Annotated in this window: 12 protein-coding genes; 4 read left to right on the plus strand and 8 right to left on the minus strand. The window is 69.2% G+C overall.

What is annotated here, in order from left to right; all coding sequences use genetic code 11:
• Positions 1 to 24: 24 nt before the first annotated feature.
• Both FHW79_RS08955 and FHW79_RS08960 read left to right on the plus strand, forming a co-directional pair.
• A complete protein-coding gene (locus FHW79_RS08955; RefSeq protein ID WP_183178584.1) occupies positions 25 to 1,602 on the plus strand; it encodes an ATP-binding protein in 1,578 nt (525 codons plus the stop codon).
• On the plus strand, positions 1,595 to 2,002 hold the full coding sequence (locus FHW79_RS08960) for a response regulator (protein WP_183178585.1): 408 nt from the start codon (positions 1,595 to 1,597) through the stop codon (positions 2,000 to 2,002). The genes FHW79_RS08955 and FHW79_RS08960 overlap by 8 nt, the downstream gene beginning before the upstream one ends.
• A 184-nt stretch (positions 2,003 to 2,186) precedes the next feature.
• Here the strand turns inward: FHW79_RS08960 and FHW79_RS08965 are convergent, their stop codons facing one another.
• The 8 genes from FHW79_RS08965 to FHW79_RS09000 form a co-directional block, all read right to left on the minus strand.
• Positions 2,187 to 2,966, minus strand: coding sequence for a 5-oxoprolinase subunit PxpA (locus FHW79_RS08965; RefSeq protein ID WP_183178586.1), 780 nt, complete (start codon positions 2,964 to 2,966; stop codon positions 2,187 to 2,189).
• Positions 2,963 to 4,048, minus strand: coding sequence for a biotin-dependent carboxyltransferase family protein (locus FHW79_RS08970; RefSeq protein ID WP_183178587.1), 1,086 nt, complete (start codon positions 4,046 to 4,048; stop codon positions 2,963 to 2,965). Before FHW79_RS08970 ends, FHW79_RS08965 begins: the two co-directional genes overlap by 4 nt.
• Positions 4,045 to 4,767, minus strand: coding sequence for a 5-oxoprolinase subunit PxpB (gene pxpB / locus FHW79_RS08975; RefSeq protein WP_183178588.1), 723 nt, complete (start codon positions 4,765 to 4,767; stop codon positions 4,045 to 4,047). Before pxpB ends, FHW79_RS08970 begins: the two co-directional genes overlap by 4 nt.
• Positions 4,768 to 4,778: 11 nt before the next feature.
• Complete coding sequence (locus tag FHW79_RS08980; protein ID WP_183178589.1) at positions 4,779 to 6,080, minus strand: TRAP transporter large permease subunit; 1,302 nt, start codon at positions 6,078 to 6,080, stop codon at positions 4,779 to 4,781.
• 3 nt (positions 6,081 to 6,083) lie between these two features.
• Positions 6,084 to 6,593 carry a TRAP transporter small permease gene (locus tag FHW79_RS08985; RefSeq protein WP_137141014.1) on the minus strand — a complete coding sequence of 170 codons (510 nt, stop codon included), beginning with the start codon at positions 6,591 to 6,593 and terminating at the stop codon, positions 6,084 to 6,086.
• A 158-nt stretch (positions 6,594 to 6,751) separates the two neighbouring features.
• Complete coding sequence (locus FHW79_RS08990) at positions 6,752 to 7,738, minus strand: TRAP transporter substrate-binding protein (protein ID WP_183178590.1); 987 nt, start codon at positions 7,736 to 7,738, stop codon at positions 6,752 to 6,754.
• 19 nt (positions 7,739 to 7,757) lie between these two features.
• Entirely contained in the window at positions 7,758 to 8,603 is an 846-nt protein-coding gene (locus FHW79_RS08995) for a putative hydro-lyase (protein WP_183178591.1), read from the minus strand.
• A gap of 43 nt (positions 8,604 to 8,646) precedes the next feature.
• Positions 8,647 to 9,609, minus strand: a complete 963-nt coding sequence (locus FHW79_RS09000) for a LysR family transcriptional regulator (RefSeq protein ID WP_183178592.1) — start codon at positions 9,607 to 9,609, stop codon at positions 8,647 to 8,649.
• Between the two features lie 163 nt (positions 9,610 to 9,772).
• Here FHW79_RS09000 and FHW79_RS09005 point away from each other — a divergent pair, with 163 nt between their 5' ends.
• On the plus strand, positions 9,773 to 10,957 hold the full coding sequence (locus FHW79_RS09005) for an efflux RND transporter periplasmic adaptor subunit (protein ID WP_348984094.1): 1,185 nt from the start codon (positions 9,773 to 9,775) through the stop codon (positions 10,955 to 10,957).
• On the plus strand, positions 10,954 to 14,076 hold the full coding sequence (locus FHW79_RS09010; protein ID WP_183178594.1) for an efflux RND transporter permease subunit: 3,123 nt from the start codon (positions 10,954 to 10,956) through the stop codon (positions 14,074 to 14,076). The genes FHW79_RS09005 and FHW79_RS09010 overlap by 4 nt, the downstream gene beginning before the upstream one ends.
• The last annotated feature ends 2 nt before the right edge of the window (positions 14,077 to 14,078 follow it).

Raw genomic sequence — 14,078 nt, forward strand, 5'->3', positions numbered from 1 at the left:
CGGAGACCGAAAAAGAGGGGCGGCATGTTCGGTGGCGTGGAAGCCTTCTTCGACACCAGCGCGTACTTGCCTCACGGCGTATGCCTGTTCTGGCGTCCGGAAATCCTGACCCTGCACATCGTCTCCGATGTGCTGACTGGCTTGTCCTATTATTCGATCCCGGTGGCGCTGCTTTACTTCGTCGTGAAGCGCCGCGACGTGGCCTTCACCTGGATCGTCTGGCTGTTCGCCGCCTTCATTCTGGCATGCGGCACGACGCATTTCTTCAGCTTGTGGACCTTGTGGTACCCCGACTATGCCGTGGAGGGCATTGTCAAGGCGCTGACCGCTCTGGTGTCCGTGCTGACCGCCGTCGCCTTGTGGGTGCAGATGCCGAAGGCGCTCGCCCTGCCCAGCGCCACCCAGCTCGCCGACGCCAACGCGGCATTGCAGCGCGAGATCGAGATCCGGCGCCAGGCCGAACTGCGCTACGCCAGCTTCTTCAACAATCTGGCGGAGGGGCTGTTCGTCGTCACGGTGCTGCCGGATGGTGACTTTGTCTTCGACACGCTGAACCCAGCCCATGCGCGGGCGACGGGGATCGACCCGGAAACCATCCGCGGCCGGCTGGTCCGCGAGGCCGTTCCCCCGGAGACGGCCGATGCGGTGATCGAGCGCTACAGCGCCTGCGTCGCCGCGGGGGGACCCATCGATTACGAGGAGACGCTGGCTCTCCCCGTTGGACAGCGCACGTGGCACACGGTTCTGGTGCCGGTGCGCGGCGAGGATGGTCGGGTGGTCCAGATCCTCGGCAGCTCCCGCGACATCACCGACCGCAAGAGGCTTCAGGAGGAGCTGGTCCAGACCTCGAAGCTGGCGACGCTGGGCACGCTCGCCGCCGGCATGGCCCATGAGATGAGCCAGCCCCTGAACATCATCCGGATCTGGGCGGAGAACGCCCTGTCCCGCCTGCGCGACGGCGACACCGACACCGCGCGCCTGGACAAGGTGTTGACCATCATGTCGGAGCAGGCGGAGCGCATGGGCCGCATCATCGACCACATGCGCACCTTCAGCCGCCGCGACGGCGCAACCCAGCGCTTCGAACCAGCGGCCTGCGTCCGCTCCGCCGTGGAGTTGGTGTCCAACCAGTTCGCCCTGGAGAACATCGAGGTCGTGAGCGACGTCCCGGCTGTCGACTGCGTCGCTCGCGGGCGTCCCCTGCAACTGGAGCAGGTGCTGGTGAATCTGCTGTCCAACGCGCGCGACGCCATCCTGGAATGGCGCGCCGACCCCGACGGGTCGCCGGCCGCCGGCCGGATCGACGTCTGGATGCGCTGCGACCTGACCGCTGGGCGGGCCGTCATCACCATCACCGACGACGGTGGCGGCATCGACCCGGGCATCCTGCCACGCATCTTCGATCCCTTCTTCACGACCAAGGAGGTCGGGAAGGGATCGGGCCTCGGCCTGTCCATCGGCTATGGCATCATCGATTCCATGGGCGGACGGATCGACGCGGCGAATATCGATCACGGGAATGGAAGCCGGGGCGTCCGTTTCACCATCACCGTGCCGGTGTCCCATCCCTCCGTTCAGGACGTGGAGCGCGCTCATGCCTGACCCCGTCACCGCTCCGCTGCATGTCCTGGTGGCCGAAGACGAGGCTCTGGCCGCCATGGCGCTGGAGGATTTTCTATCCCGCAAGGGATACCGGGTGACCCTGGCCCAGGACGGGCAGGAGGGGCTGGAGCGCTACAGCGCCGACCCCGCCGATCTCGTCATCACCGACCTGCGCATGCCGCGGATGGACGGCCGCGCCCTGATCCGCGAGCTGCGGACCCGGGCGGCCGGCCTGCCGATCCTGGTGATGACCGGGTTCCTGTCGATGGAGGCGGGGGAAGACGACCTGACGTCTGACCGCTGGCAGCCGCTGGTGGTGCTGCGCAAGCCGGTCAGCCCGCAGGTCATCCTGGACACGCTCGCCAGCCTCGCCCAGGCGGCGAAGCTGCGACCCGCATGATCGCCGACCGTTAGAAGCGGATTGCGATCCGCTTTGGACCGCGACGGTGGTCCCGGTCGCGCATGCGACCGGAGCCCGCCTCTCGCGGGAACAGAGTTCCCGCTGGCGGCAGGCGGATGCTGTCGGCATCCGCTGAGAGCTGGCAAACGAGGCGATGAGAGTCTAAAGCGAACGATAGTTCGCTTTAGAAACGGTCGCGCAGTTCCGGCAGGGGGACGATGCGGACCCCTTTGGCCTCCAGCGTGCGGCGCAGGTTGCCGGCCATGGCGACGGCGCTCGGCTCGTCGCCGTGGACGCAGACGGAATGGACGGTGCAGGGGATGCGCGTGCCGGTGACCGACAGGATCACGCCCTCCTCCAGCATGCGCAGGACGTTGGCGGCCGCCACGTCCGGGTCGTGGACCATGGCGCCGGGCTGGCCGCGCGGCACCAAGTTGCCGTTGTCGTCGTAGGCGCGGTCGGCAAAGACCTCCTCCGCCGTGGGCAGGCCCAGCGTCCGCCCGGCCCGCGCCATCTCCGAACCGGCGGTGGCGAGGTAGATCAGCGAGGGATCGACGCCCTTGATCGCCCGTCCGATGGCCAGGGCCAGCCCCTCGTCCACCGCCGCCATGTTGTTCAGCGCGCCGTGCGCCTTCACATGGGTAACCGTGCCGCCGCTGGCGGCGGCGACGCCCATCAGCGCGCCGATCTGGTAGGCGACCATCGCCTCGACCTCCGCCGCCGACATCCGCAGGGGCCGGCGCCCGAAGCCCTGGAGATCGGGGTAGGAGGGGTGGGCGCCCAGGCTGACGCCTTTCGCCACCGCGTTCCGGACGGTCCGCGTCATCACCAGCGGGTCGCCCGCATGGAATCCGCAGGCGATGTTGGCGGAGGCGACGATGCCGAGCATGGAGTCGTCGTCGCCGATGTCGTAGGCGCCGAAGCCCTCGCCCAGGTCGGCGTTCAGGTTCACGGTGATGGTCATGGTGCCCTCCCGCACATCTCTTCTCGGTTCAGGATGTCGCCGTTGCCGTTGACGATGTCGACGACTCCGGACACGAGGTTTTCCGCGTAGAGCGCTTCCAGATCGACGCCGCCCGCCGGGCGCACCGGGCGGATGGCGCGGACCCAGGCGGCGATGGTCTGTTCCTGGCGCCGCCGGATGACCTCCGCCTCCTCCACCGTGACGGCGCGGAAGCTGAGGGTGCAGCCAGGGCTCAGCCGGCCGACGCGGGGAAGGTCGGCTGAGATCACCGTGGCGATCTTGGCGTAGCCGCCCGCCGTCTGGTGGTCGTTCAGCAGAAGGATCGGCTGGCCGTTGCCCGGCACCTGGATCGAGCCGGTGACCAGCCCGTCCGACGGGATGTCGGCGGAGCCGGTGTGGGCCAGCGTCGGCCCATCGAGCCGCAGGCCCATGCGATCGGCGTCCTTGCCAACGCGGTAGGTCGCCGACAGGAAGGTCTCCACCGCTTCCGCCGTGAAGCGGTCCTCCTGCGGGCCGAGCACCACCCGTACCGGCCCGCCGCCGTAGTCCGGCGGCTCCGGCAGTTCCACGTCGCCGTCCGGCGGGGCGTCGTTGCGGTTGAGCGGCAAACGCGCCCCGTCGCCCAGCGGCTTGCCGCCGAGCGGCCCGATGCCGGCGCGCACGTAGGTGGACAGGCTGCCCAGGAAGGGCTCCAGCGCGAAGCCGCCAGCCACCGCCAGACAGGCGACCGCCGCCCCGGTGATGGCGCCCAGCTTCAGCACGTCGCCGCGGGCCAGCGTGTGGCTGCGGTGGGGGGCCAGCGCTTGGGGTGATTCTCCCTCGCGTTCCAGGCTCAGCGCCATTGGGCCGACGACGGCGACGCGCACGCCGTCGGCCTCCACCTTCAGCGCCGGTCCAAGCAGGGCGATCTCCACCCCCGCCGTGCCCGGCGGGTTGCCGACCAGCGCGTTGGCCAGGCGCAGGGCGATGGGGTCGAGCGCGCCGGCCACCGGCATGCCGAGTTCCTGATGGCCGAAGCGGCCGAGGTCCTGGATGGTGGCGAAGAGCCCCGGCCGGACGACGGTCAGGCAGGGGGCGTTCATGGCGTAGCCCTCAGCGTGTCGGGATCGAAGCGTCCGGTGGCGGCCTCGGCCGACAGCGCGTCGAAGCGGGCGCGGTCCACCGCCTCGAACCGCACCCGGTCGCCCGCGGCCAGCAGGACCGGGGAGGGGCGGGCGCCGTCGTAGAGCGGCACCGGGCAGCGCCCGATCAGATGCCAGCCGCCGGGGCTCTCCCACGGGTAGACGGTGGTCAGCCGCCCGGCGGTGGCGACCGACCCCGCCGGCACGCGGACGCGCGGCTCGCTGCGCCGCGGCTTCTCCAGCTCCGCCGGCAGATCGCCCATGTAGGCGAAGCCCGGCATGAAGCCCAGCATGTAGACGAAATACTCGGTCGATCCATGGAGATCGATCAGCCGCTCCTCCGACAGGCCGAGCGAGGCGGACAGCTCCGCGAGGTCCGGTCCCAGCTCGGCGTCGTAGCAGACGGGCAGGCGCCACAGGGCGCCTTCGGCCGGGGCGTCCCCGGCGTGGGCCAGTTCCGCCTCGACCGCGGCCTGGACCTCCCGGCGGCTGGTCACCGCCGGGTCGTAGACGACCTGGAGCGAGCGGAAGGTCGGCACCGTCTCCACCAGACCCGGCGGCGCGGCGGCCTTCAGCCGGGCGTGCAGGGCCATGACGCGGGCGTTGGTCGGGCGGTCGATGCCCTCGCCGAACTCCACGTTGAAGGCGGTGTCGCCCGCCGTGGTGAAACGGACGTCCATGATGCCCCTCATCACCCGATCATCAGCGAGGGCAGCCACGACACCATGCCCGGGAAGATCCAGAGCAGGGCCACCATGACGATCATCATCAGGAAGAAAGGCAGGCTGGCCCTGGCGATGGTGAAGATGTTCTTGCCCGTCATCGATTGCAGGACGAACAGGTTGAAGCCCACCGGCGGGGTGATCTGGGCCATCTCCACCACGATGATGATGTAGATGCCGAACCACAGCAGATCGATCCCGGCGTTCTGCACCATCGGCAGGATCACCGAGGTGGTCAGTACGACCATCGAGATGCCGTCGAGGAAGCAACCCATCACGATGAAGAACAGCGTCAGTACGACCAGCAGCGACGCGGTGGAGAGCTGCATGGAGGTGATCCACTCCGCCAGCAGGCGCGGAATGCCGGTGTAGCCCATGGCGACGGTCAGGAAGGCCGCCCCCGCCAGGATGAAGCCGATCATGCAGGAGGTGTGGGCCGCGCCCAGGACGCTGTCGCGGAAGGTCGCCCAGCTCATCGTGCCGGTGACCAGCGCCAGCAGCAGCGACCCCAGGACGCCGATGCCCGCGGCCTCCGTCGGCGTGGCGATGCCCGCGTAGATGGAGCCGAGCACGCCCGCGATCAGCAGCATCACGGGGATCAGCGACCCGGAGTCGCGGATCTTCTCCGCGAAGCTCTGGCGCGCCTCACGCGGCGGCACGCGGCCGGGATTGAGCAGGGACCAGCCGCCGACGTAGAGCATGAACAGGCCGGTCAGCACGATGCCCGGAATGACGCCGGCGATGAACAGCCGGGCGATGGACACGTCCGCCGCCACGCCGTAGACGATCATGATGATCGAGGGCGGAATCAGCAGGCCCAGCGTGCCGGCGCCGGCCAGCGAGCCGACGATCATCATCGGGTCGTAGCCGCGCCGGGTCAGTTCCGGGATGGTCATCCGCCCGATGGTCGCGGCGGTCGCGGCCGAGGAGCCGGAGACGGCGGCGAAGATCGTGCAGCCGACGATGTTGACGTGCATCAGCCGCCCCGGAAGCCAGCCCGTCCATGGCGCCAGCCCCTTGAACATGTCGGACGAGATGCGCGTCCGGAACAGGATCTCGCCCATCCAGATGAACAGGGGCAGGGCGGTCAGGGTCCAGCTCGTGCTCGCGCCCCAGATGTTGGTCGCCATGACCATGCCGACGGGGCGGGTGGTGAACAGCGCCATGGCGACGAAGCCGACGCCGGCCAGTGCCAGCGCCACCCAGATGCCGGTCCCCAGCATCAGGAGCATCGTCACGACGACGACGATGGAAGCGGTTGTCTGGTCCATCGGTCAGCCCTCGCTCTGCATGCCGGCGCTTTGGTAGGACGCCTCGCGCCCCTGGATCACCGCCAGCAGATCGTCGAGGAAGGCGATCACCAGGATCACCAGCCCGACGCCCATGGCGGCCTGCGGAATCCACAGCGGGATGGGCAGAACGCCCTGTCCCAGATCGCCGAAATCGTAGGAATCGTAGGTCATGCGCAGCCAGTACCACGCGAAATAGCCGCTGAGCGCCGTGCCGAAGCCGAGGCAGATCAGCTCCACGACGCGCCGGGGGCCGCCGCGCAACCGGTCCACCAGCACGCCGACGCGGATGTGCGCGCCGCGGCGCAGCGCCGGACCGAGCATCAGGAAAAAGGAAGCGGCCATGCAGTAGCCGGCCAGCTCGTCGGCTCCCGGCACCATGCGGTTGGCCAACCGGGCGAAGACCTGGGACACGATCAGCACGGCGATCAGCACCAGGAACACCGCGCCCAAAATCTCGGCGGCGCGGTAAAGGAAGGTCAATGCGGTGCGCATGGCGCGACCACCTCCGGGTAGGGCGGGCGGGGAGTGCTTTTTTTGGTGGTGGGCGTGTTGCCCCCACCCCGGCCCTCCCCCGCTATCGCAGGGGAGGGAGTTTAAATCCCCTCCCCTGCGAAGCGGGGAAGGGTTAGGGTGGGGGCAAGCGCCGCCGCTTACTTCCGGAAGGCCGAAATGATCGCCTCGCCGTCGGCGCCGGCGGCCTTGGTCCACTCGTCGGTCATCGTCTTGCCGATGGCGGCGAAGCCGTCCTTGATCGCCGCGGACGGGGTCAGCACCTTCATGCCGTTGCCGGACAGCGTCTGGTTCAGCTCCGCCGTCTTCTTCTCCCACTCGGTCCAGCCGGTGGCCTCGGCCTTGGCGGCGGCCTGCTCGACGGCCTTCTTCGTGGCGTCGTCCAGGCCCTTCCAGACCTCGGTGCTGACGAACACCATGTTGCGCGGCAGCCAGGCCTGCACGTCGTAATAGACGTTCACGAAGTCCCACGCCTTGGTGTCCACGCCGGTCGCGGCGGAGGTCATCATGGCGGTGACGATGCCGGTGCCGAAGGCCTGCGACACCTCGGCGGCTTCGATCTTGGTCGGCACGGCGCCGGCCAGCTCGGCGATGCGGGTGGTGGCCGGGTTGTAGGCGCGGAACTTCTGCCCCTTCAGGTCGGCGACGGAGCCGATCTCCTGCTTCACGTAGAGGCCCTGCGGCGGCCACGGGATCGAGTAGAGGAGCTTCAGGCGCTGACGCTCCAGCTTCTTCTCCAGATAGGGCTTCGACGCCTCGTAGAGCTTCTTCGAGGCGGCGAAATCGGTCGCCAGGAAGGGCACGGAGTCGAGGCCGTAGAGCGGGTCCTCGTTCGCCCAGGAGCTGATGAGCACCTCGCCGATCTGGGCCTGACCCGACTGGACGGCGCGCTTGATCTCCGGATGCTTGACCAGCGAGCCGTTGGAATGGACGGTGATCTGGATCTTGCCGTTGGTCGCCGCCTTCACGTCCTCGGCGAACTGGCGCACCGTGATGGTGTGCAGGTTCGTGTCGGGGTAGGGGGTCGGCATGTCCCAGGTCTCGGCGAAGGCCGCGACCGGGGTGGCGCAGAGGCCGATGCCGAAGGCGGCGGCGGCGAGGCGGGTCCGCAGGGTGATCGCGGTCATGTGATGAAGCTCCCTGTTCTTATCTGAAGAGTTGCGCGACCGAAGGGGACACGCCCTCCAGCTCGGCGTTCAGCCGGTCGGTGACCAGCATGTGGCCGGGGCTGTGGGCGATGGCGAAGGGCAGGCGGGCGGCGGCGAGCGCCACCTGGGGGGTGACGCCGCAGGCCCAGAAGACGGGGACCTCGCCGGGGGCGAGCGGAACGGAGTCGCCGAACTCCGGCCGGGAGAGGTCGCGGATGCCGAGCGCCGCCGGGTCGCCAACGTGCACCGGCGCGCCGTGCACGGCGGCGTAGCGACCGGTCACCGCGGCGGCGCGTTCGGCCTGCGCGGGCGTCATCGGGCGCATTGACACCACCATGCGGCCGGCGAAGGGCGGGACGGCCACGCAGTGCCGGTCGGTCAAGTACATCGGCACATTGCAGCCGCGCTCGATGTGGCGGACCGGCAGGCCGGCGGCGAGCAGCGCCTCCTCGAAGGAGAAGGAGCAGCCGATGGCGAAGGCGACCAGATCGTCGCGCCAGACCGACAGCAGGTCCTCCGGTTCCTCCGCCAGCCGGCCGTCGCGGTAGACGCGGTAGCGCGGGAAGTCGGTGCGCAGGTCGAGGTCCGCGCCAAGCTCGGCGAAGCGGTGGTCGCCCGGCGCCGACACGGCGAGCAGCGGGCAGGGCACCGGGTTGGCGCGGCAGAAGCGCTCGAAGGCGGGGGCCACGTCGGCGGGGACGATGGCGAGGTTCGCCTGCACATGGCCCGGCGCCAGTCCGGCGGTCGGCCCGCGATGCTCCCCCCGGCGGATCGCCAGACGCGCCAGCAGGGCGGCGGACGGGGTGCCGGGCGGGGAAGGGGTGCTTGGGGTCACGGACTGCATGGCGGGCAAAACCTCGGTGACCGAACTGTTGTGTCCTAAGGGTTCACGCATCGGACCGATCCGTCAAATTTTCATTTTGGATCGTTTGCGATAAATGGCGTTTATCAGTCGGCGCCCCGTGCCGTTGCGCCCGCACGATCTCCAAGGCCATGTCCGCCACGATGGGCACCAGCGGGTTGTCGCTGTCCACCGGGTGGCAGATGGTGAAGTCGAGATCGGGCAGCGGGTCCTCCGCCGGGATCAGCCGCAGCAGCCCCTCGGCCAGCTCGCGCTCGATCACCGCGGGCGGGATGGCGCTGATTCCGATGCCGTCCAGGGTCATCCGCACGATGCTGGCGAGCGAGCTGTTGCCGTAGAAGCGCAGCGGGGGCAGGCCGGGCCGCTTGAACATCTGCTGGATGGCCACCGACGGCTTGGTCTGCCGCGAAAAGGTGATGACCGGGTAGCGCGCCAGATCGGCCAGCCCCAGCCGCCCGGCGGGCAGGTCGAGCGAGGGGCTGGCCACCCAGGCCATGGAGTAGCTGCTCAGTTCGTGGTTGCGCATGTCCGGCTCGGCCACCGGACCCAGCATGAAGGCGATGTCGAGGTCGTGCGCCAGCAACCCGTTGCGCAGATGGATGGAGGTGTCGACCTCAATCTCCAGGCTGACCAGCGGGAAGCGGTTGTGCAGCCGCTCGATCAGGCGGCTCAACCAAGTGTGGACGATGGTTTCCGCCACGCCCAGCCGGATCAGCCCGCGCAGGGTCGTCGATTCGGCGACCGCGTGGACCAGCTCGGCCTGGAGCGTCAGCATCCGCTCGGCGTGGTCCAGCAGTTCCATGCCCTTCAGCGTCAGCGTCACCCGCCGGGTGCCGCGGTTGAACAGCTGGACGCCCAGCTCCTTTTCCAACTGGGCGATGCGGGCGGAGATGGCCGGCTGTGTGGTGTTCAGCCGCCCCGCCGCGGCGCGGAAGCCGCCCAAACGGGCGATCCACACGAAGGCTTCCAAGTTCTTTAGGTCCAGCATCGCCGAATTGCTCCGCAGCCCATACCCGCTGTTACAGTCTGTTACCAAATGGCTGTAGGATGGACATTAACCTGCAAAGCCTCTCCTGCGATAATGGGCCGCATTGCCTTATGGCGGGATGGCGCGCTCCGGCCGGACCGGGCAGCCCTACCGGGAGTTCGATGTGACGAAACGCATAGCGCTGTTTGCGCTCCTGCTGGCCGCGCTGATGGGCGGCGGTTACTGGTACACCCACCGGGCGGGCGGGGCCGACGCGCAGACGGCGAAGGCCGCCGCCCCGGCCGGACCTCGCGCGCTCCCAGTGGTCATCCGCACGGTCGAGCAGCGCGCGGTGCCGGAGCGGTTGGGCACCATCGGCTCGGTCCAGCCGGTGGCCGCCATCGCCATCAAGGCGCGCGTCGATTCGGTCGTCGAGACGGTCCACTTCACCGAGGGGCAGGAGGTGAAGGCGGGCGACCTGCTGTTCACCCTCGACTCCCGCGCGCTGGAGGCTCAGCTCCGTCAGGCCCAGGCCAATCTGGAGCGCGACCGCGCCAACCTCGACAAGGCGCGCGGCGACGTGAAGCGCTACGAGCAACTCGTCCGCTCCAACACCGTTGCCCGCCAGCAGTACGACGCCGCGGTGGCCGCCGCCGACGCGCTGGAGGCCACCGTGAAGGCCGGGCAGGCGGCCATTGAGGCGGCCAAGGTCTCGCTCAGCTTCACCCGCATCGCTGCCCCCATGGACGGGCGCACCGGTGCGGTGAACGCCAAGCCCGGCACGATGGTGCGCGCGGCGGACGCCACGCCGCTGGTCACGCTGACCCAGCTCCGCCCGATCACCGTCGCCTTCAACGTGCCGGAACGCCATCTGCCGACCATCCGTGCGGCGATGGAGACGAGCAAGCTGGCGGTCACCGCCGGCATTCCGGGCGCCGCCGTGCCGCCCGCCGAGGGCGTCTTGAATTTCGTGGACAGCCAGGTCGACCAGCAGACCGGCACGATCCTGGTGAAGGGCCAGTTCGAGAACGCCGACACGCGGCTGTGGCCGGGCCAGTTCGTCGACGTGGTTCTGACCCTGCGGGTCGAGCCGCAGGCCCTGACCCTGCCGGAAGAGGCGGTGCAGACCGGCCAGCAGGGCCGTTTCGTCTATGTGGTCAAGCCCGACGACACGGTGGAAATCCGCAACGTCACCGTGGCGCGCAGCCAGGAGGGCACCGCCGTCATCGCCGACGGGGTGCAGGCCGGTGAGCGCGTGGTGGTCGACGGCCAGTCCCGCCTGTATCCCGGCGCCAAGGTCGCCGCCGCCAAGAACGGCGGCAAGGAGGGGGCCAACGGCAAGGCTCCCCTCACCGGAGGCGCGTCATGACCCTCTCGGAGCTGTGCATCCGCCGTCCGGTGATGACCATCCTGCTGACGGCGGCGCTGGTTCTGGGGGGGCTCGCGGCCTACCGCCAATTGCCCGTCGCGGCGCTGCCGCGGGTGGACTTCCCGGTCATCAACGTCTCCGCCACGCTGCCCGGCGCCAGCCCGGAAACCATGGCGGCCTCGGTCGCCAGCCCGCTGGAGCGTGAATTCTCGACCATCGCCGGCATCGACACGATCACCTCGACGTCGAGCCTCGGCAACACCTCCATCACCATCCAGTTCGTCCTGGAGCGCGACATCGACGCCGCCGCTCAGGACGTCCAGGCGGCCATTGCCCGCACCCAGCGCCGCCTGCCGGCGGAGATGACCACCGCGCCCAGCTATCGCAAGGTGAATCCGGCCGACCAGCCGGTGCTGATGCTGGCGCTGTCGTCGCCGACGCTGACGCTGTCGTCGCTGAACGACTTCGCGGAGACCGCGGTCCAGCCCAAGGTCGCCACCCTGCCGGGCGTCGCCCAGGTGCAGATCTACGGCGCGCAGAAATACGCCGTGCGCGTCCAGGTCGACCCCAACGCGCTGGCCGTGCGCGGCATCGGCATCGACGAGCTTCAGCGGTCGCTGGCCGCCGCCAACGCCAACACGCCGGTCGGCACGCTGTCCGGGGCCAAGCAGCAGCTCGTGCTGGCCGCCAACCCGCAGCTTCCCGATGCCGAGGCCTTTCGCGGCCTGATCGTCGCCTACCGCAACGGCGCCCCGGTCCGGCTGGGCGACGTGGCGACCGTTCTGGACAGCGTCGAGAACGCCCGCACGGCGAGCTGGCACAACGGCACCCGCGCCATCGTGATGGCCGTGCAGCGCCAACCCGACGCCAACACGGTGGACGTGGTGGACCGGGTGCGCAACCTGCTGCCCACCTTCCGCGCGCAGCTTCCGCCCAGCGCCAAGGTGGAGGTGGTGAACGACCGGTCCACCTCGATCCGCGAGGCGGTGGAGGACGTCCAGTTCACGCTGGGCCTGACCATCGCGCTGGTCGTTCTGGTCATCTTCCTGTTCCTGCGTCGCCTGACGGCGACGATGATCCCGGCGCTGACCGTGCCGATCTCGCTGATCGCGACGGCGGGCGGGATGCATCTGATGGGCTTCTCCATCGACAACATCTCGCTGATGGCGCTGACGCTGGCGGTCGGCCTCGTCGTCGACGACGCCATCGTGATGATGGAGAACATCGTCCGCTACGTCGAAGAGGGGATGCAGCCCTTCGAGGCGGCCCTCAAGGGCTCGCGGGAGATCGGCTTCACCATCATCTCCATCACTGTATCGCTGGTGGCCGTCTTCATCCCGATCCTGCTGATGGGCGGGGTGGTCGGGCGCGTCTTCCACGAGTTCGCTCTGGTGGTGACCATGGCGATCAGCGCCTCGGCCTTCGTGGCGCTGACGCTGACGCCGATGATGTGCGCCCGCATGCTGACCCACGAACCGCACGGCGCCAAGGAGGGCTGGTTCGGCCGCGTCCTGGAGGGCGGGTTCAGCGCGCTGCACCGCGGCTACGCCGTGACCCTGCGGATGGCGCTGAGGCACCGCCCGGTGATGGGGCTGGTCATGATCGCGACGGTGGTGGGCTCGGCCCTGCTGTTCCAGGCCATCCCCAAGGGCTTCTTCCCGACCGAGGACATCGGCCAGATCACCGTCTCGACGGAGGCGGCACCCGACATCTCCTTCCCGGCCATGGCCGAGCGGCAGCAGGAGGTGGCTCGGATCATCCAGGCCCACCCGGCGGTGGCGGACATGACCTCGTCGGTCGCCATCGGCGGCAATTCGGTGAACACCGGCCGCATGTTCGTCGTGCTGAAGCCGCGCGCCGAGCGGCCGCCGGCGGGCGAGGTGATCCAGCAGCTCCGCCGCCAGCTTGCCGGGATTCCCGGCATGGCGGTCTACATGCAGCCGGTGCAGAATCTGCGCATCGGCGGCCGTTCGTCCAAGAACGAGTTCCAGTACACCATCCAGGGCTTGAACACGGAGGAGTTGTACGCGTGGTCCGCAAGACTGGAGCGGGCGATGCACGACATTCCGATCCTCCAGGACGTGACCAGCGACCTCCAGCTCAACAGCCCGCAGGCCTATGTGCATGTGGACCGCGAGAAGGCGGCGACGCTGGGGATCGGGGTCGATCAGGTGCGCTCCACCCTCTACAGCGCCTTCGGCCAGCGGCAGGTGTCGACGATCTACACGCCGACCAACGACTATCAGGTGCTGATCGAGCTGGCGCCCAAGTACCAGCAGGACGACAACGCGCTGTCGCGAATCTATGTGCGCTCCGGCTCCGGCAAGCTGGTGCCGCTGGACGCCTTCGCCAGCGTGCAGCGCACCGCCGGGCCGCTGACGGTCAACCATCAGGGCCAGCTTCCCGCCGTCACCCTGTCCTTCAACGTGGCGCCCGGCCATTCGCTGGGCGAGGCGGTGAACGCCGTCCGGCAGGCGGAGCTGGAGATGGCCCTGCCGCCGGGCATCACCACCGGCTTCGCCGGCACCGCCCAGGTGTTCGAGGATGCGCAGAAGAGCCAGGGCCTGCTTCTGCTCGCCGCGGTGCTGGTGATCTACATCGTGCTCGGCGTGCTGTACGAGAGCTTCATCCACCCGCTGACCATCCTGTCCGGCCTGCCGTCCGCGGCCATCGGGGCGCTGGCGACGCTGATGGTGTTCGGGCAGGAGCTGAGCGTCATCGCGATCATCGGCATCCTGATGCTGATCGGCATCGTGAAGAAGAACGCGATCATGATGATCGACTTCGCCATCGACGCGCAGCGCAACCAGGGCATGACCGCGCGCGAGGCGATCGAGCAGGCCTGCCTGCTGCGCTTCCGCCCGATCATGATGACGACCATGGCGGCGATCATGGGCACCCTGCCCATCGCCGTCGCCCACGGCGCCGCCGCAGAGCTTCGCCAGCCGCTCGGCCTCGCGGTGGTTGGCGGCCTGTGCGTGTCGCAGATCCTGACGCTCTACATCACGCCGGTCCTGTTCCTCTACATGGAGGACGCCGGCAACGCCGTCTCCCGCCTGTGGAAACGCCGTCACGGCGCCGCCCCGGAGGCGCCGCACCCGGTGCCGGGCGCGGAATGAGC

Origin of the sequence: Azospirillum sp. OGB3, assembly GCF_014192915.1 — a bacterium.
In the GTDB taxonomy this organism is placed as follows: domain Bacteria; phylum Pseudomonadota; class Alphaproteobacteria; order Azospirillales; family Azospirillaceae; genus Azospirillum.